This window comes from Salinibacterium sp. NK8237 (assembly GCF_015864955.1).
Classification (GTDB): domain Bacteria; phylum Actinomycetota; class Actinomycetes; order Actinomycetales; family Microbacteriaceae; genus Rhodoglobus.
Genome location: NZ_JADYWE010000002.1, coordinates 175813 through 193015, shown reverse-complemented (window position 1 = coordinate 193015; position 17203 = coordinate 175813). Strand labels below are relative to the sequence as shown.

The following is a 17203-nucleotide window of genomic DNA, read 5'->3' as shown; positions in this document are numbered from 1 at the left end:
TATCTAGTCTGCCGAGCTATCAGTCACGTCTGTTGTTGTGGACTGCGCGCGTTTCTTTGACGTTGTCGAGGGCGTCGCCTTCTTGGCAACCGGTTGTAAGGCTGTTGGCGACGTGGCTGGCGTTTTCTTGGCTGGAGCCTTCTTGGCTGGAGCCTTCTTCGCTGGCGTGGTCTTGGCTGGCGCAGTCTTGGCTGGAGCCTTCTTGGCCGGCGTGGTCTTGGCCGGCACCTTTTTTGCAGCAGTCGACGATGCCGAGGCAGCAGTTGATTGTGCCGTGCGCTTGACGGTGGTCTTCGCTGTGGATTCTTGCGGTGCCTTGATTGTTGTTTTCGTCGTGGTCTTCGGCGTTGCCTTCGTTGCCGGTTTCTTCGCAGCCGGCTTTCTCGCAACGGGAGCCTTTGCAGCCGGAGCCTTCTTCACGGCAGCTTTCGTCGCGACGGGTTTCTTCGTCGCGGGTTTCTTCGCCGCAGGTTTCTTCGCCGCAGGAGTCTTCGCCGCAGGAGTCTTCGCTTCCGCGACCTTCGCAGGTGCGAAGCCAGACTGGGCTCCCACGGTTGCCGCCTCTTTAGTAACAGGCAGGCCAGCATCATCCGAGCCGAGAGGTACGCTGTCAGCCACCATGTCAACGTCCGAGTCAGCCGCGGCGGCTTCTTCGGTCGCCTCTTTTTCGGCCTGCTCTTCCTCGGTCGATCCTTCTTCGGCAGCGCGACGCTCTCGGCGCTCGCGCACCTGTCCGAGGATGGTCGGGATGAGCAGGGCGAGTAGCACGACAATCACCGTCGTCACAATGAGCACCACGGACTGCACAGCTCCCTGATCAGGCTGCGGCGACTCCTCCACAACCTCGACAGGGCGAGTCGACACGATGGGTTGATACGCCTCAAGGGTCACCTCTCCGGCCACCTCGCTTGTGCCACGCACGAGCGGGGTAATGGTTTCGTCGATGAGGCTAAACCATGCGCCAGTTTCTGGCTCTTGCACGAGCGTGGCGTCATCATCGACGTCGTCAAGCGCCAGCGCAACGCCGGGGCTGCGAATAAAGTCGATCATTTCGGGGTCTACAGTGGCGGGGTCGATCCCGATCAATGCGACACCAACGGGCTCTTCCCCGATCGTGACCGGAACCATCCACCGGTTCACATACTGCACCGCTGTCTCTGTCACCTGACCCGAGTGGTAGTCGTTCGACCATAGGAAGACACGATCAACTTCACCGATCTCGATGCCGTCAGAAAAATCGAGGCCGGTGCCACGCTGATCCACACCAAAAAACTCTTCGAGCTCGACGAGCAATCCGTCATCGTCAGTGGCAAAGGACGTAACATCAGGCGGAGTTGATCCCACGGATGCCACAGCAGCTGTCGCTGGCACCAGAGTCATCATCGCCATGACCGCCAGCGCCGCCGCACCAACCAGACGACGTCGAAAACTCACAGTTGACGCAATGTAGGGGTGCACGGCTCGCATGGGCCTAGTCTGCCAGTTCCTGTCGGCAATGAACGCGCGAACCCGGCACTCCCGGCCACTGTGGGGCCGGGAAGTGCCCCTTTCTCCGCGATGGGCGCACCCAGCGCTTCGGGAAGAGAGACAATGGGGTGTGACTATGCAACCGGAACTCGATCTTTGGGAGCCGGTTGCGCCCAATCATCGCGACCGCATCGTCGCCCATTCTGAGGATCGCGTCGCGTGGCTTCGTGCCCGCAGCCGCGGCGTAACAGCAACGGATGCCGCCCGCCTAGCCACAGAACAATCGTTGCGTGCCCTTGTGGAGAGCAAGCTACTCGGCTCGGGGTTCAGCGGTAACGCGTTTACCGATCATGGTCGCGCTCGGGAACCTGAAATTGCGCGCTGGGTGCTCGGTGAGCACGGCATCCAATCCAGTTCAGCTTTGTATCACGCCCACGATCAGCCTCTCCATTTGGCGACGCCAGACGGAGTTTCCGTACTTGACGGTTCTCTCGTGCTTTCGGAGATCAAGACGACGGCGAAACCGTGGCGCACGATCCCCCGCTCTTACCTTCGGCAGGTGTGGTGGCAACAGTATGTGCTTGGTGCCGACCGCACGCTCGTGGTGTGGGAGCAGCACACTGACTTCGTGCCGGTGCATGCCGAGCCGAAGTGCCAGTGGGTTGAGCGCGACGAAGACCAGATCCACACACTCGTAGGTTTGGCAGATCGGCTTCTCGATCTCATGCGGGCGTCCTAACCGCTCACCCGCACGTGGTGTCTACTCGCGAGTGCGGCATGACAGTGCCCTGGCGGCAATGACGGTGCCGAGAACCATGAGCCACGCAATCGCAATCGTCGTGGCGACGAATTCGAGCCGGCTACCGAGCACAACCTGAAAACGGAAAAGCGAAAAGAGCCCACCCGTTCCAGCGATGACGGCGACCGCAACAGCAGTGATCAGTGACAGCCGGGCGAGCACACGATGTTCCCGAGCAAACGACGTTTGGATCATGGCCCAACACGCTGCCGCAAAGGCGATTACCGCGGCAAGGGTGTGAGCGAAGTCCTGCCACGTGAAGCTCGGACCGTAGGGCAGCGGGCATCCCGAAGTACACGTCACCTGCGAGGCGATCAGGAAGAACCCACAACCGACCCACAGAGACAATGCCGGTGAGCCAATTGACAAGAGGGGCGGCCAGGCACGAACGCGTCGAGCACTCCAGGCGACGGCAGTTCCGCCACCGACGATCAGCAACAGCGCAATCTCAAAAGCGGCCGCAGTGGGTTCGCCCTCGGCCCCCAACTCGCTGACATACAACTCGCGAGGCACCATCAGTCGCGAAGCCCAGATCACAACGAGCGCGATGCCGACAGCGACGCTGCCGACAACAGCGGTTACTCCCTCAACAGCGGCAGCAGAAACGCGCTGTGGCGCAATAGTCGTCATCGCGTTAGCGAGCGGAAAGTGATTCGCTGAGCGAAAGTTGACGCACAAAGTCGTCTTCCCAGCGCTCCCCGACGAGGAACTTCTTGGTGCCCATAAGTTCGAAGCCCATCTTTTCGTAGAAACGATTGGCACGGGCGTTCTCCTGATTGACTCCCAACCACATCCCGACAAAGCCTTGACCGCGAGCCCACGCGATTCCCGAACCAATCAAAGCGGGTGCGACGCCGGCGCCATGAAAGAGGCCGAGAACATAGCATTTGCTGAGTTCGACTGTGGGGTGAAGAGTGAGCGCCTGTGCAACATCCGGATCACCGGGCTCGAGAGCAGAAAACATCGCGTAGCCGGCAGGCTGGCCATCTACCTCAGCGAGAAGAACCTCGCGGGCAGGGTCAGTGAGGTAATGGCGGAACGCCGACACCGAAAGGTTCTGTTCGATGTAGGACGCGATCGCGTCGAGGGTTGTGGTGGCAGGACAGGCTAAAGGAAAGGTCTGGCGAGCGATCTCGTGGAGCAACTCGGCGTCACTCTCGATAGCGCGGCGAACAGTGGTGGTCACAACAAGGCTCCCTACGGCAGATACTGACCAGCATATTCCTCCCAGCACCGGGCCCGGGGAATGCAAAAAACGGGGGCCGGCAATTGCCGACCCCCGTTCATTTAAGCAGTATTAGATCGAGTTGATGTCGACCGGAATGCCAGGACCGAAGGTGGTCGAAACCGTTGCCTTCGTGATGTAGCGACCCTTGGAAGAGCTGGGCTTTGCGCGCAGAACCTCGTCGAGTGCTGCCTTGATGTTCTCGTCAAGCTGCTCAGCGGTGAAGCCGGCCTTGCCCACGATGAAGTGAACGTTGGAGTGCTTGTCGACGCGGAACTCAATCTTTCCGCCCTTGATCTCCGAGACAGCCTTTGCGGTGTCAGGAGTAACCGTTCCGGTCTTGGGGTTTGGCATGAGGCCACGCGGACCAAGAACCTTACCCAAACGACCAACCTGGCCCATGAGCTCGGGGGTCGAAACTGCTGCGTCGAAAGCGGTGTAGCCAGCGGCTACCTTCTCGATGAGCTCCGAGCCACCAACCTCGTCAGCGCCAGCAGCGATTGCTGCTTCTGCTGCGGGACCGGTTGCGAAAACGATAACGCGAGCAGTCTTACCCGTACCGTGAGGCAGGATAACGGTGCCACGAACCATCTGGTCAGCCTTGCGAGGGTCTACACCCAAGCGAAGAGCAACCTCAACGGTGGAGTCGAACTTCTTCGAGCTCATTTCGCGAGCAACTGAGACAGCCTCGGTTGGCGTGTAGAACTTGCCCTCTTCGAGCTTCTCAGCGGCGGACTTGTATGCCTTGGAATTCTTGGACATTATGCCTCCACCGTGATTCCCATCGAGCGAGCGGTGCCCGCGATGATCTTCATTGCACCGTCGATGTCGTTGGCGTTGAGGTCAGCCATCTTCTGCTCGGCGATCGTACGTACCTGGTCTTTGGTGAGCTTCGCAACCTTGACGGTGTGCGGCGTGCCCGAACCCTTAGCAACTCCAGCAGCCTTCTTGATGAGCTCTGCTGCCGGCGGGGTCTTGAGGATGAACGTAAACGAACGGTCCTCGTACACGGTGATCTCTACCGGGATAACGTTTCCACGCTGAGCCTCGGTAGCGGCGTTGTACGCCTTGCAGAACTCCATGATGTTAACGCCGTGCTGTCCCAGCGCAGGCCCGATGGGCGGTGCGGGGTTAGCGGCGCCGGCTTGGATCTGAAGCTTAATCAGACCTGTAACCTTCTTTTTCGGTGCCATTGTGTTTCCTTTTCAGTACGAACTGACCCGTGTGGCCAGCTCTCCCGCACCCGAAGGGCGCGGTGGTTTTTTAGGGGCGAAAGCCCTTAAAGCTTGGTGACCTGATCGAAGCTGAGCTCGACCGGGGTCTCGCGCTCGAAGAGGGAAACCAGAACGATGAGCTTTCCGCTCTCCGCCTTGATCTCGCTGATCGAACCGGGAAGGCCCGCGAAGGAACCCTCCTTGATGGTGATGGTCTCGCCGATTTCAAAGTCGATCTCTGCGGGGATGGCGCGTGCAGCGGTCTTGCTCTTCTGCGATGCACCCTTAGCAACAGGAGCTTCAACGATCTCAACAAGGCTCTTCAGCATGTTGAACGCTTCTTCGAAACGCAGCGGTACGGGGTTGTGAGCGTTGCCCACGAAGCCAGTAACACCGGGAGTGTGACGAACAACCGACCAGCTGTCTTCGTTGAGGTCCATGCGAACCAAAACGTAGCCGGGGATGCGAACACGGTTAACGAGCTTGCGCTGACCGTTCTTGATCTCGACAACATCTTCCATCGGAACCTCGACTTGGAAGACGAAATCTTCCATCGCCATGGAAACCTTGCGGTTCTCGATGTTGTGCTTGACGCGCTTTTCGAAGCCGGCATAGGAGTGGATGACGTACCACTTGCCTGGCTGCAGGCGGAGGTCCATGCGGAACTCGGCGTACGGGTCGACCTCTACCTCTTCGCCCTCGGCTACCTCAGCAGCGTCGGTGCCTTCGGCTTCAGCTTCGTCCGCTGCTTCGTCATCGGTTGCGGCAACAGAAGCGTCGGCTTCAGCAGCGTTGTCGATGTCGAGCGCGTCGTTTACTTCAGCATCTGCTGCAGGGTCGACTGCGGCATCCAGAGCCTCAAGGAGACCAGCAAGATCGGCGTCGACATCAGCCGAATCGCCTTCAACGTGCATTGCCTGGTGCTCGGCGGAGTCTTCTGAACGCTCTGCCGCAGCCAAGGTGTTACCCGTCTGCGCCTCATCCTCCTCGGAGGACTGCTCTGCTGCCGTAGCGAGCTCGGAGTCTTCGCGGTGGTTCTCGGACACTAAATCTCTTTTCGTTACTCTGCAGTTCGGCCGTAACCGCTGCGGTTTATGAAGGGCTTAGACGACCAGGTCTGGGTCGCCGAACAAGAAGTTCACCAACGCGCTAAACCCAAAGTCGAGGGCCGAAACGATACCCATCATGATGATGACGAATACAAGAACAACGAGAGTAAAGCTGACCAGCTCGCGCCGAGTCGGAGTTACTACCTTCTTGAGTTCGTTAATAACTTGGCGGATGAAGAGTGTCATGCGGCCGAAGGGTCCACGACGTTGCGCGCTCTCCTTCTTCGCCTTGGCGACGACGTCCTCGCTGGGCTCGTCTACGTCTTTCTTGGCCACTCTTACTACCTTCCGATACTTCGGCTTACTCGACCCACTCCGTGTCTCACAGAGAGGGACTTGCAGGGCGGACAGGACTCGAACCTGCAACCTGCGGTTTTGGAGACCGCTGCTCTACCAATTGAGCCACCACCCTTTGCAAGAGAGGTAAATCTCTTACCCACACTTTCGCACAAACACGACGACACATCCACATTGAGAAGTGAGGAGCAGGCGCGCGAAAGTATGGCAGTTATCAACAACCTGAACAAGTGTACGTCATCCTGAGCCGTCTCGCAGTGCCCGCTCCCCCACTAGAGAGATCAATAGAGAGAAGCGGCAGAAATGGTCGCGATTTCACCCGCAATTTCGGCCTGCCAAAAAAGTTTTCAAAAAAGTTTGAAAACCCGCGTCATAACCGAGGGGGGTCTCAGTCTCTCTATGCAAGCGGGGCAAACCACCCTTCTTATTCGGGCAGTACCAGCAACACCATTCGGGCAACACAATTCGGGCAACACCACACGAGACCTAACCATCTCGTTGCACAACTCCATAACAGCACCACCACATGGGCAAGCGAAGCTGAGATCAGGCAGTAGTTCGTGGGACAACCCTCAAGTTGGCCTCATCGTCGAATCAGCTTCCTTATCCACACAGGATCAGGAAGGTACCAGTCGTGTTTACACAACACATCCCGCGCACTGGGAAATCAGTCGGGAAAACCAATCACACCCCAGCAGTCCGCTTCGGAGCGGCTCTCGGGGCCATCGCCCTCGTATCGGGTTTCACTCTCATCGCCCCCGCTGCAGCAAGCGCAGAAGAGACCACCGGCGCCTCCTACGCTTACGCCGAGGTCCTCTCAGGGGACGTACTCGGTACTGACCTAAACAACGTCGCCGGTCTCGGCCAAGTTGTTGCCTCCAACGACGGAACGCAGTCACTTCAAGTCAGCCGCGATCCCCTCACCGTTAGTGCCCTCGGCGCATCCGTGATCAACCTGCCTGGTGGTCTTCAGCTGCCTCTCCTCGACGCGGTCGATGTCGGTGTCATCAACCAGCACGCCGAAGCCGACAAGAATGGCGAGTCATTCGCGGCAACCGGCGCCATTCAGGATGACGGTGGCATCGGCATCGGTAATGTCGAAGCTGGCCCTGCAGGCGACCTCACCATTGACCTTGACAGCCTGCTCGACACGGAGTTTGCCTCCGTGCTTACAGACCTCAAGGTCGACTTGGACGCTGTTTCTGCTCGTGCAGATGGCAGCATGACTTCCGCATCCGGCGACTACACACTCGCTGATGCAACATTGACGTTCTCCAGCCCGGCGATCAGCAAGCTGACTAGCAAGGTCACCTCCGCACTCAGCGGTGTTGACAGCACGCTGCTGAGCTTGGGCGGCGACAACGGTGCTCTCGGCAACTCCATCGATGGCGTCCTAGACCCCGTACTTGGCGTGATCGGCTCCTCCGCCGACGTCAAGGTTGTTGTTGATGTTGACCTCGACGCAGCAGTCAGCTCGCTCCTCAAGGGCAGCTACGGCAGCGGCGGAATTAGCTTCAACCTCGAAACCGGTGCGGTTTCTGTTGACCTCGAGACTCTCCTCGGAAGCGACCTCAACGATCTCCCGCCAAACACGGAGTTGCTGACGGATGCTGTCGTCAACAAGATCCTCAACGGCATCACCGAAACCGTCGCTACTCTCGCTGACGATATCGTCGATCGTGTCGAGCTTGCCCTGCGCGACGCTCACGTAGAAGTTTCTGCATCGCTCAACCTCCTCACCGCACAGGACTCAATACAGAAGTCCGTATGCAGCGACGTTCAGGTACCGATCATCGGCGACATCCTCCCCGACAACTCGGGTGGCGGCCTCGGCGGCCTGCTCGGTGGCCTCACTGGCGGCCTGACAGACGGCATCACCCAGGGCATTATCGGCTACACAACGGAAACCGTGTGCAACCTCGTCGAAACCGCTCTTCCTGACCTGCGCAGCACAGTAGATGTCAGCATCATCGGAAACGTTGACGATCTCATCAACGGCACCGCCGTCTCCGCCAAAGCGAACATCTCGCTGCTCGGCGGAACAGTGAATGCCAACCTCAACGTGAACACGCTGATTGCTAGCCTCGGAAAGAGCCTCAACACCTCGCTCTTCTCCAACGGCGGAGTTGTAACCTCGCTCGTCAACAGCCTCAACGCCGGACTCGTCAACCCCGCCGTTACCGGACTACTCGGTGACAGCGGCGTGGGAACGGTGCTTCACGACGTGATCTCGATCAAGGTCAACGTGCAAGAACAGTTGACCTCATCCGGTTCCGTCAAGGGAGACATGTTCAGCGAGACCGCAGTGCGGGTCTCGGTTGGCAACGGCAGCGTTGCGACTCTCAATGTGGCTCGCGCCATAGTCGGACCGAACGTGCAGTCCGTAGTTGACCCTGACTGCACCGAAAACTGTGGATCGGTCGATCCCGAGACTGACCCTGACTGCACCGAAAACTGTGGATCGGTCGATCCCGAGACTGACCCCAACTGCACCGAAAACTGTGGAACTTCCACGGAAGCCTGTGTCGGAATCTGCGCCCTTGAGCTTCCGACCTATGCCCTCGATGGGCAGCTCGCCTACACCGGTTCTGGTGTTGCGACTCTCATCGCCCTAATCGTCGCGTTGTTGGCAGCGGGTGCCTTCTTCGCGCGTCAAGGATATCTACGTACACACCCCACGTCCGAGCTCTAGGACGGCGTAGATAACCTATAGCGGCCGGAGCTTATCGTCCCCCCAGGATCACAGCTCCGGCCGCTTCTCTTTGCCCTCACCGCGTTCGGCGGTGAGGGCAAAGTTCTGTCTGCCGTGGGCCGCATCCTCTGGCCGCGCGGCAGCGTGAAGCCGTAGACTTGAAGGGTGACCTCACCTCGCCTCTCTGCCAGAATTTCCGCCATCGCCGAGTCAGCCACCCTCAAGGTGGATGCCAAAGCCAAGTCGCTTCTCGCGGCTGGCCGCCCCATCATCAGCTATGCGGCTGGCGAGCCCGACTTCGCGACTCCTGCGAACATTGTGGCTGCGGCATCCGCAGCAGTGCTCGACCCGAAGAACCACCGCTACACGCCAGCAGCTGGCCTTCCCGAACTGCGTGAAGCTATCGCCGCCAAGACGTTGCGCGACAGCGGCCTCGAGGTCGGCATCAACCAAGTGGTTGTCACCAATGGCGGCAAGCAGGCCGTGTACCAAGCATTCGCGACCCTCGTTGATCAGGGCGATGAAGTCATCGTTCCTACCCCGTACTGGACCACCTACCCCGAAGCGATCAAACTCGCCGGTGGCACCATGGTCGAAGTTTTCGCTGGCGCAGACCAGGGCTACCTTGTGACCGTTGAGCAGCTCGAAGCAGCACGCACCGAGAACACCAAGGTGCTGCTATTCGTTTCGCCATCGAACCCCACCGGTGCGGTCTACTCGCCCGAGCAAACTAAGGCCATCGGCGAATGGGCGCTCGAACACGGCATCTGGGTGATCAGCGATGACATCTACCAAAACTTGGTCTACGACGGAGTGCGTGCTGTTTCTATCGTTGAGGTCGTTCCGGCCCTTGCCGACACCACCATCCTCGTGAACGGTGTAGCCAAGAGCTACTCGATGACCGGCTGGCGCCTCGGCTGGATGGTCGGCCCCGTCGACGCCATGAAGGGCGCAGCAAACCTGCAATCGCACCTCACCAGCAACGTCTCCAACATCTCGCAGCGCGCCGCCATCGAAGCCCTCACCGGCCCGCAGGATGCCGTGGAAGAGATGCGGGTGGCCTTCGACCGCCGCCGCAAGCTCATGGTCTCCGAGCTCAACAAGATCGACGGCATCAACTGTCCGACACCTCAGGGCGCGTTCTACGTGTACCCGGATGTCTCCGGCCTGCTGAACCGCGAATGGGACGGCGTCACTCCGACCACAAGCCTCGAACTCGCCGACCTCATCCTCGAAAAAGCAGAAGTCGCAGTGATCCCAGGAGAAGCGTTTGGACCAAGCGGTTACCTGCGCCTCTCCTACGCCCTCGGCGACGACGCACTCCTCGAAGGTGTTCAGCGCCTGCAGAAACTTTTTAGCTAACCCAACCGCCTCGACGCGGTGGAGGAATTATGGATGCGACACCACCGCCCGATGCCGCTGCGGAAGATGCTGCAAGCGCGGCTAGGGGTGCTGTCGACCGCTTGAGCGCGGCCCTCACCGCCGCGCTGCCCTCCCAACGGCTTCAGGCTGCCCTCTCCGCCGGAACGCATCCGCGCGACGAGTTCGTGCGCGTGCTGCTCGAGCGGTGCGCGATCGAACCCGACCTCAACGTTCGCGAGACGCTCACGTGGGCGCTGATGCGGCATCCGTCATCGATTACGGTGCCGTTGCTGGTTGCCGAAACACGATCGGCGACCGCCCAATCGCGCAGCCAAGCGCTGCACACTCTCTCGAAGATCGGCGACCCCGCCGGGTGGGAAGCGATCACGCCCGACATTCTTGACGATGCGGACGAGACAGTAGCCCGCACGGCCTGGCGCGTTGCGACCGTGCTGGTCCCCGAAGGCGGCGAAGGCGAGCTCGCTTCGCAGCTGGTTGCCCATCTTGGCCGCGGCGAGCGCGACGCCCACATGAGCCTCAGCCGATCACTCGTCGCGCTCGGCGAACACGCGTCGCCGCTGCTCGACGAAATTGCCGAGAACGAGGATGGGGCTGTGCGGCTGCACGCTCTGACCACGCTGCTAATGCGGGAATCCCCCGACGACGGTTACGAAGCAGCGCTCTTTGATGCTGAGTTGCGAATGTTGCTCGCGGATGCCGGTACAGCAGATGAGCCCGAGAGCGGAAGCGAAAGCGACGACGACGACGACGACCGCGAATAGTCTGCGGTCGTGATCAGCGAGCCCTGAGGTGCTTGCGTCTAGCGACCCGGCAGTTCGACCGTGACAGTGGTTCCGCCGTAGCCGTTTGCTTGGTCGCGGCCCTCGATGGTGACCTCGGCGATGCCTTCAGCGATTTCAACGCCCGATTGGGTGCGGGTGAATGGCTGCTCGGCGGCGTGATCGTGCGTGAGTGTGTGCTCACCGAGCACCGTGCCATCGGGGGCGAGCACGCGCCATCCGTCGGCATACTGCTCAGGAGTGTCATATGGCGAGCTCACGGTGACGGCGAAATCGAACAGATTCGTTCCCGTCGGCGAGACGCTTACGTCCTCGATATCGGGGAAGAACATGGCCGCATCAGGGCTTGAGCTGGCTGGCGGTGTTGTGCTGAGTTCGGAGGTACTGCTCGAGGTGCTTGTGGCCGAGCATCCCGTGACCGCAAAGCTGACAGCGAGCGTGAGCGCGGCGATAACAGCAGTTCGAGAACGAGTCGTCGTGATCATGGTTCGACGGTAGCGCGGCTGGCTGAAGATCCGCGCCACACCGGCGTCACACCTGCGTCACGTCAACGCCACATCAAGCATCAACCGATCGGTTGATAGACCTCTAACCGACTGCACCTGTCGCGCGGGCCCCAGACAAGCGACGATAGAAGCATGAACACCACCGCTCCCGTCGTGCAGGTCGAAAATCTGCGCAAAACCTATGGCTCCTTTGCCGCTGTTGACTCGGTCAGTTTTGAGATTCAACGCGGCGAAACCTTCGCGCTGCTCGGCCCGAACGGTGCAGGCAAGTCGACCACGATCGAGATTCTGGAAGGCTACCGGGATCGCACCGGTGGCTCCGTGAGTGTGCTCGGCGTCGACCCCGGCAAGGGTGGCCTCGACTGGAAGGCGCGCCTCGGCATCGTGTTGCAGTCCAGCGGCGAGAGCGGCAACGTCTCGGTGCGCGAACAGCTCACCCACTTTGCTGGTTACTATCCACACCCGCGCGACGTCGAAGAAGTTATCGCGTCGGTCGGGCTTGAGGAGAAGGCCGGAACACTGATCCGCAAGCTTTCTGGCGGGCAACGCCGGCGAGTGGATGTCGCGCTCGGCATCATCGGCAGCCCCGAGCTGCTCTTTCTCGACGAACCCACCACAGGCTTTGACCCCGAGGCTCGTCAGCAGTTCTGGCAACTGATTCGCTCGCTCAAGGCGGACGGAACGACCATCCTCCTCACTACCCACTACCTCGACGAAGCGGCCCAGCTGGGCGACCGTGCCGGGGTAATCGCGGGCGGAAAGATGATCGACATTGGCGCGATCGACGAGATCGGTGGGCAAGAAGCCCGCACCCCACGCGTGCGGTGGCGCGATGCCAACGGCAAGCATGAAGAACGCACCCACACTCCTGGCGCTGTCGTGGCATCCCTCATGGCCGCCGGCGCAGAACCGACCGGGCTCGAGATTGTTCGCCCCAGTTTGGAAGACATCTACCTGCAGTTGGTCTCCGACCACGCACACGCACGCGAAGTGGAGAACGCACGATGAGCACCCCAACCACGACCAGCTCGGCGGCGACTGCGGCCAGCACGCCAAGCTTTGGCCTCGGAATCGGCCGCAGCCTCAAGCTCGGATTCAGCCGCATCACGCTCGAAGTGCGGAGCTACTTTCGCCAGGGCGATTCGGTGTTCTTCACCTTCTTGTTCCCCGTCGTCATGCTCACGATCTTTGCGGTCGCCTTCAGCGAACAGAACTTCGGGACCGAAGAAGAACCACTCACGGCAGCCGCTTTCTACCTGCCAGGGATGATCGCCGCCGGCCTACTCCTCAGCGGACTGCAGAACATGGCGATCGACATCGCTATGGAACGAAGCGACGGCACCCTCAAACGCCTCGCCGGCACACCCCTGCCGGTGATGAGCTACTTCATCGGCAAGATCGGGCAAGTCTTCGTGACCGGCGTGCTGCAAGCTGCCCTCGTGATTCTGGTCGCGAGTGTCGCGTTCGACGTCGAACTGCCGAGCGAACCAAGCAAATGGGTGACCTTCGCCTGGGTCTTTGTGCTCGGAGTGACGACATCCGCCGTGCTCGGTATTGCCCTGAGCGGGCTCCCTCGCAGCGGTAAGAGTGCGACCGCCGTCGTGATCCCGGTGGCTCTCGTGCTGCAGTTCATCTCCGGCGTGTACCTCGGATTCTCGATGTTGCCCGAGTGGTTGCAGAACTTCGCCAGCATCTTCCCCCTGAAGTGGATGGCGCAGGGAATGCGCGAAGTGTTCCTGCCCGCAAGCTTCGAAGTGATGGAGCAATCCGAAAGTTGGAACCTTCCCGGCGTTGCCATTGCAACCGGTCTCTGGCTCGTGATCGGCCTCATCGTGACGCGCATCACCTTCCGTTGGATCCGCAAGGATAGCTAAATGGGTTTCGTTCGCTGGATGAGCATTGCTGTGATCGCCACTACGGCGGTCATGGCAGTGCTCATCGTCGGCTCGGGCGGCTACGGCTCCGGTAGTCGGCTCGGTGCCGGGGCTGCTCTAGCCGCCTTTACGCTCGCCTGGTTCACCCTCGGCATCCGTGCCAGAGACAATTCCACTATCGCCGCCGTGTATGTCGGAGTGCTCGTCGTCACCGTCGGAGCCGCCGTCGCGTTCATGCCTGTCATGGCCACCCTGCAATCGCTTGCCTACCCGCTCGTCTGGGTTCTCGCCGAACGCACCCGCAACGCCATCATCGGCAACGTCGCCCTCGCCCTCTCTGTCGGCGTCGGGTTTCTCATCACCATGGGTCTCAGCGCGGATGCACTGCTCTACACCACCACGATCGTCACCCTCTCCCTCCTTTTCAGCCTCGCCCTCGGACTCTGGATCACTCAGATCTCCACGCTCAGCGACCAACGCCACGACCTCGTGCTCGAACTGCAATCGACCCGAGACGAGCTCGCCGCCATCAGCAGGGATGCCGGAGTCTCCAGCGAACGAGAGCGGCTTGCCCGCGAAATCCACGACACCATCGCGCAAGACCTCACCGGGCTAGTGCTCGTAGCCCAAAGGGCACGGCGCGAACTCGACAACCACCACCCTGCTGCCGCGGCCGAACAACTCGAGCTGATCGAAGACAGTGCCCGCGCAGCGCTCGCGGAAGCGCGGGCACTGGTGACGGCATCCGCCCCGGTTGGCCTCACGGGTGACGGGATTTCGAGCGCGCTGCACCGACTGGCCGAACGGTACACACGGGAAACCCAACTGACCGTGACCGTGGATGCCGAACACCTGCCCGCGATCGAACGCGAGACCGAGGTGGTGGTGTTGCGCTGCGCCCAAGAGGCTCTGGCGAATGTGCGCAAGCACGCGTCGGCCACGCGCGCGACGATCTCGGTGTCTGTCGATGATTCTGGGCTCACCGTCTCGGTCACCGATGACGGAGTCGGCTTCGACCCCGCAACCAGCCGCACCGGGTTTGGGCTTGAGGGCATGAGCGAACGCTTGGCGCTCGTCAATGGCCGCCTCGACGTCGACAGTTCGGGCGCCGGCACCACCGTGCGCGCCACCATCCCGAAGGAAGTTCTTGCATGATCCGTGTCGTTGTTGCCGACGATCATCCGATCGTCCGCAGTGGAATTGTCGGTCTGCTGGGCTCGGCGGATGACATCGAAGTCGTCGGCGAAGCCAGCGACGGTGTCGAGGCGGTCGCGCTAGCCACGCAGCTCTTCCCCGACGTTGTGCTCATGGATTTGCGCATGCCCGGCCTCGGAGGCGCAGAAGCAACGGCACAACTCGTGGCCGCTCGCCCCGACGTTCGCGTGCTCATTCTCACCACGTATGAATCCGACGAAAACATTCTGACCGCCATCGAGGCGGGCGCGAGCGGCTACCTGTTGAAGGCGGCACCGCAAGAGGAGATTCTGGCCGGCCTTCGTTCGGTGGCGCGCGGCGAAGTCGCTCTGGCTCCGTCGATTGCGGCGCTGCTCGTGAACCGCATGCGCGAGCCCGCGAAGGTGACGCTGAGCGATCGTGAGACTCAAGTATTGGCGCTCGTGGCAGAGGGCAACAGCAACCGAAAGATTGCGGCCGCCCTGTTCGTGAGCGAGGCAACGGTGAAGACGCACCTCATCCACATCTTCGGAAAGCTTGACGTGAAGGACCGTACGCGGGCCGTCACGAAAGCGATGGAGTTGGGGTTGCTGCCCCGCTCTCGCTAGCGCCGCCTGAGCTAGGCGAGGCTCGCGGATGAGCGCGCGTTGTTAGACGGGTTAGGCGAACTAGGCGAGTTCGACGCCAACGGCGACGGGTTCTGGCTGCAGGTGGATGCCGTATCGGCTGAGCACACATGCACCGATGTAGCGTGAAAGTTCTGCAATCTCGGTGGCGTCCGCGCCAGTGCGGTTGACGATCGCCAGGCTGTGCTTGGTCGACACTGCGGCTCGCGAGCCCGGCAGCCTGAAGCCCTTGTTCACGCCCGAATGTTCGATGAGCCAGGCGGCGCTGAGCTTCACCAGGCGCGGCTTGGGCGCGGGTGGCGGGGCAGGTTCTTCGCCGAGCGGAACCGCAACGTCGGTGACGGGATCGTCGTCGATAACCCAGCGTGGGGCATCCGCGGGAAGGCCTCTCGCGATGTGTTCTGGCACGATCGGGTTCGTAAAGAATGACCCGCAGCTGGCAGAGTCTGGTTCGTTGGGGTCGAGCACCATCGCCTTGGAGGCGCGCAGGGCGAGCACCGTGTCGCGCACTTGCTGCAGGGGCACAGCGTCGCCGACGTTAACCCCGAGGGCGGTAGCGAGTTGTGGATACTGCACTGTGCTGGCGGGTGAGGCGGTGACGGTGAGGTACACGGCAACGACGACTCCGGCAAGGCCACTTTTGATGACGGAGCTGCGGTAGCCGAGTTCGAGTTCGGCTGTTGTGAGGTGCACGAGTTCGCCGCTGTCGTAGTCGAGAAAGTCAATGCCGGTGAGGGCGCTGGCGACTTCTTGGCCGTAGGCTCCAATGTTTTGAATGGGGGCTGCGCCGACGGATCCGGGGATGCCGCTGAGGGCTTCGATGCCGCCCCAGCCGCGGGCGACAAGGCGCGCAACGAGGGCGTCCCATGATTCGCCCGCTTGCACGCGGAGGCTGAGGGTCGTGTCCGTTTGATTGGTGACTTGGATGCCGTGAGTGGCGATGTGGATGACCGTGCCGTCATATCCTTCGTCACTGATCACCATGTTGGAGCCGCCGCCGATGAGCAGCCAGTCGTCGCCGCGTTCCCAGACGGCACGCACACTCTCGAGGAGCTCAACTTCAGTGGTGGGGCTCACTAGCGTGCGTGCGGGCCCGCCGACTCGAATGGTGGTGAGGTCGGCGAGCACGGTGGGCTCAGCAGGTGCTGTGCTGTCGGGGGAAACGGTGTCGGTCATTGGTGAAGCTTGACCCTCACTTGTGCTTTGCCGAGCACGGTTTGGTTGTTGGCGCTGACGGTGAGGTCGATGCGCGTTACGTCGTCTTCGATCGCGCCAACCTTGGCGGTGACGGTCACCACAACGCCGCCATTGCCGTCGACGACGACAGGGCGAGTGAAGCGCACACCGTATTCGACGAGTTCGCCGCGGTCGCCCATCCAGTCGATGACGGGTTGCACGGCGAGGCCCATGGTGAGCATGCCGTGGGCGAGCACACCGGGGAGGCCTACGGAGGCGGCAACATCATCCCGGTAATGGATGGGGTTGAAGTCTCCGGATGCTCCCGCGTAGCGCACGAGCGAGAAGCGGGTGAGGGTGACTTTGCCGGTGATGAGTTCCTGGCCGACGACGAGGTCGCTCATTCTGTGCCTCTCATGACGAGTACGGAGGTTGCGGTGACGACGTGGTCGCCTGCGGCATCACTGATGGCGGTTTCGGCGGTGATCATGTCGTTGCCGCCGAGGGATTTGATGCTCGTGACGGTGAGGATGGCGGTGAGTTCGTCGCCAGCGACGATGGGTCGCGTGGAGGTGAACTTTTGTTCGCCGTGCACGATGCGAGAAAAATCGATGCCAGTGTCGGGGGCGGCCAAGAGAAGGGCGAGGCCTGCTTCTTGGATGACCACGGCGAAAGTGGGCGGTGCTACGACATCGGCGAAGCCTGCTGCTCTGGCGGCTTCCGGGTCGTGGTTGAGCGGACTTTGAGCGAAGACCGCTCGCGCAAATTCGCGTACTTTTTCTCGCCCGACGAGGTAGGGGGTCGTTGGCGGGAAAACCCGGCCTTCTAGTTCTTTATTCACTGGCACGGTGTCCAGCTTAGGCAATCTTGGCGATGCGTGCGT

Annotated in this window: 19 protein-coding genes and 1 tRNA gene; 8 read left to right on the top strand and 12 right to left on the bottom strand. The window is 61.0% G+C overall.

What is annotated here, in order from left to right; translation table 11 throughout:
• Nucleotides 1-3 precede the first annotated feature (3 nt).
• Nucleotides 4-1467 (bottom strand): hypothetical protein, encoded by a 1464-nt coding sequence (locus I6E56_RS11335; protein WP_197138631.1) that lies wholly within the window; start codon nt 1465-1467, stop codon nt 4-6.
• Nucleotides 1468-1603: 136 nt separating this feature from the next.
• On the opposite strand from I6E56_RS11335, the gene I6E56_RS11330 reads away from it, so the two are divergent.
• Nucleotides 1604-2206, top strand: coding sequence for a YqaJ viral recombinase family protein (locus I6E56_RS11330; RefSeq protein WP_197139030.1), 603 nt, complete (start codon nt 1604-1606; stop codon nt 2204-2206).
• A 21-nt stretch (nt 2207-2227) separates the two neighbouring features.
• On the opposite strand, the gene I6E56_RS11325 is transcribed toward I6E56_RS11330, so the two are convergent.
• From I6E56_RS11325 to I6E56_RS11295, 7 genes are all read right to left on the bottom strand, one after another.
• Entirely contained in the window at nt 2228-2896 is a 669-nt protein-coding gene (locus I6E56_RS11325) for a DUF998 domain-containing protein (protein WP_197138630.1), read from the bottom strand.
• 4 nt (nt 2897-2900) lie between these two features.
• Nucleotides 2901-3452: a GNAT family N-acetyltransferase gene (locus I6E56_RS11320; RefSeq protein ID WP_197138629.1), complete on the bottom strand. Its 552-nt coding sequence runs from the start codon at nt 3450-3452 to the stop codon at nt 2901-2903.
• 111 nt (nt 3453-3563) lie between these two features.
• On the bottom strand, nt 3564-4253 hold the full coding sequence (rplA, locus tag I6E56_RS11315) for a 50S ribosomal protein L1 (protein ID WP_197138628.1): 690 nt from the start codon (nt 4251-4253) through the stop codon (nt 3564-3566).
• Nucleotides 4253-4684: a 50S ribosomal protein L11 gene (rplK, locus tag I6E56_RS11310; protein WP_197138627.1), complete on the bottom strand. Its 432-nt coding sequence runs from the start codon at nt 4682-4684 to the stop codon at nt 4253-4255. The genes rplA and rplK overlap by 1 nt, the downstream gene beginning before the upstream one ends.
• Nucleotides 4685-4770: 86 nt before the next feature.
• Nucleotides 4771-5751 carry a transcription termination/antitermination protein NusG gene (gene nusG / locus I6E56_RS11305; protein WP_197138626.1) on the bottom strand — a complete coding sequence of 327 codons (981 nt, stop codon included), beginning with the start codon at nt 5749-5751 and terminating at the stop codon, nt 4771-4773.
• A gap of 57 nt (nt 5752-5808) precedes the next feature.
• Nucleotides 5809-6090: a preprotein translocase subunit SecE gene (gene secE / locus I6E56_RS11300; RefSeq protein WP_197138625.1), complete on the bottom strand. Its 282-nt coding sequence runs from the start codon at nt 6088-6090 to the stop codon at nt 5809-5811.
• Between the two features lie 63 nt (nt 6091-6153).
• A tRNA-Trp gene (locus tag I6E56_RS11295) sits at nt 6154-6226 on the bottom strand.
• Nucleotides 6227-6745: 519 nt separating this feature from the next.
• On the opposite strand from I6E56_RS11295, the gene I6E56_RS11290 reads away from it, so the two are divergent.
• From I6E56_RS11290 to I6E56_RS11280, 3 genes are all read left to right on the top strand, one after another.
• Nucleotides 6746-8803: a choice-of-anchor G family protein gene (locus tag I6E56_RS11290; RefSeq protein ID WP_197138624.1), complete on the top strand. Its 2058-nt coding sequence runs from the start codon at nt 6746-6748 to the stop codon at nt 8801-8803.
• A 165-nt stretch (nt 8804-8968) separates the two neighbouring features.
• A complete protein-coding gene (locus tag I6E56_RS11285; protein WP_197138623.1) occupies nt 8969-10165 on the top strand; it encodes a pyridoxal phosphate-dependent aminotransferase in 1197 nt (398 codons plus the stop codon).
• A gap of 29 nt (nt 10166-10194) precedes the next feature.
• Nucleotides 10195-10947: a HEAT repeat domain-containing protein gene (locus tag I6E56_RS11280; protein WP_197138622.1), complete on the top strand. Its 753-nt coding sequence runs from the start codon at nt 10195-10197 to the stop codon at nt 10945-10947.
• 38 nt (nt 10948-10985) lie between these two features.
• On the opposite strand, the gene I6E56_RS11275 is transcribed toward I6E56_RS11280, so the two are convergent.
• On the bottom strand, nt 10986-11450 hold the full coding sequence (locus tag I6E56_RS11275) for a hypothetical protein (RefSeq protein WP_197138621.1): 465 nt from the start codon (nt 11448-11450) through the stop codon (nt 10986-10988).
• 153 nt (nt 11451-11603) lie between these two features.
• Between I6E56_RS11275 and I6E56_RS11270 the strand changes: the two genes are divergently transcribed.
• Genes I6E56_RS11270 through I6E56_RS11255 form a run of 4 tightly spaced genes read left to right on the top strand, consistent with a single transcriptional unit; the run spans nt 11604 to nt 15126 of the window.
• A complete protein-coding gene (locus I6E56_RS11270) occupies nt 11604-12479 on the top strand; it encodes an ABC transporter ATP-binding protein (RefSeq protein WP_197138620.1) in 876 nt (291 codons plus the stop codon).
• A complete protein-coding gene (locus I6E56_RS11265; RefSeq protein ID WP_231606603.1) occupies nt 12476-13345 on the top strand; it encodes an ABC transporter permease in 870 nt (289 codons plus the stop codon). The genes I6E56_RS11270 and I6E56_RS11265 overlap by 4 nt, the downstream gene beginning before the upstream one ends.
• Nucleotides 13346-14500 carry a sensor histidine kinase gene (locus tag I6E56_RS11260; protein WP_197138619.1) on the top strand — a complete coding sequence of 385 codons (1155 nt, stop codon included), beginning with the start codon at nt 13346-13348 and terminating at the stop codon, nt 14498-14500.
• Nucleotides 14497-15126, top strand: coding sequence for a response regulator transcription factor (locus tag I6E56_RS11255; protein ID WP_197138618.1), 630 nt, complete (start codon nt 14497-14499; stop codon nt 15124-15126). Before I6E56_RS11260 ends, I6E56_RS11255 begins: the two co-directional genes overlap by 4 nt.
• A gap of 60 nt (nt 15127-15186) precedes the next feature.
• Here I6E56_RS11255 and I6E56_RS11250 read toward each other — a convergent pair whose 3' ends face one another.
• From I6E56_RS11250 to I6E56_RS11240, 3 genes are read right to left on the bottom strand one after another with little or no spacing between them, the layout of a single operon-like run.
• The gene (locus I6E56_RS11250) at nt 15187-16320 is read right to left on the bottom strand and encodes a UDP-N-acetylmuramate dehydrogenase (RefSeq protein WP_197138617.1); all 1134 of its coding nucleotides are present in this window, start codon (nt 16318-16320) and stop codon (nt 15187-15189) included.
• Nucleotides 16317-16724 carry a MaoC/PaaZ C-terminal domain-containing protein gene (locus I6E56_RS11245; protein ID WP_197126098.1) on the bottom strand — a complete coding sequence of 136 codons (408 nt, stop codon included), beginning with the start codon at nt 16722-16724 and terminating at the stop codon, nt 16317-16319. The genes I6E56_RS11250 and I6E56_RS11245 overlap by 4 nt, the downstream gene beginning before the upstream one ends.
• The gene (locus I6E56_RS11240; protein WP_197126099.1) at nt 16721-17167 is read right to left on the bottom strand and encodes a MaoC family dehydratase N-terminal domain-containing protein; all 447 of its coding nucleotides are present in this window, start codon (nt 17165-17167) and stop codon (nt 16721-16723) included. The genes I6E56_RS11245 and I6E56_RS11240 overlap by 4 nt, the downstream gene beginning before the upstream one ends.
• Between the last annotated feature and the right edge of the window lie 36 nt (nt 17168-17203).

Coding starts and splice junctions, on each gene's coding strand:
- I6E56_RS11260 (WP_197138619.1), top strand. CDS start 13,346: ATGGGTTTCGTTCGCTGGATGAGCATTGCTGTGATCGCCACTACGGCG.
- rplA (WP_197138628.1), bottom strand. CDS start 4,253: ATGTCCAAGAATTCCAAGGCATACAAGTCCGCCGCTGAGAAGCTCGAA.
- I6E56_RS11250 (WP_197138617.1), bottom strand. CDS start 16,320: ATGACCGACACCGTTTCCCCCGACAGCACAGCACCTGCTGAGCCCACC.
- rplK (WP_197138627.1), bottom strand. CDS start 4,684: ATGGCACCGAAAAAGAAGGTTACAGGTCTGATTAAGCTTCAGATCCAA.
- I6E56_RS11255 (WP_197138618.1), top strand. CDS start 14,497: ATGATCCGTGTCGTTGTTGCCGACGATCATCCGATCGTCCGCAGTGGA.
- I6E56_RS11265 (WP_231606603.1), top strand. CDS start 12,476: ATGAGCACCCCAACCACGACCAGCTCGGCGGCGACTGCGGCCAGCACG.
- I6E56_RS11330 (WP_197139030.1), top strand. CDS start 1,604: ATGCAACCGGAACTCGATCTTTGGGAGCCGGTTGCGCCCAATCATCGC.
- I6E56_RS11270 (WP_197138620.1), top strand. CDS start 11,604: ATGAACACCACCGCTCCCGTCGTGCAGGTCGAAAATCTGCGCAAAACC.
- I6E56_RS11280 (WP_197138622.1), top strand. CDS start 10,195: ATGGATGCGACACCACCGCCCGATGCCGCTGCGGAAGATGCTGCAAGC.
- I6E56_RS11275 (WP_197138621.1), bottom strand. CDS start 11,450: ATGATCACGACGACTCGTTCTCGAACTGCTGTTATCGCCGCGCTCACG.
- I6E56_RS11335 (WP_197138631.1), bottom strand. CDS start 1,467: ATGCGAGCCGTGCACCCCTACATTGCGTCAACTGTGAGTTTTCGACGT.
- I6E56_RS11325 (WP_197138630.1), bottom strand. CDS start 2,896: ATGACGACTATTGCGCCACAGCGCGTTTCTGCTGCCGCTGTTGAGGGA.
- I6E56_RS11245 (WP_197126098.1), bottom strand. CDS start 16,724: ATGAGCGACCTCGTCGTCGGCCAGGAACTCATCACCGGCAAAGTCACC.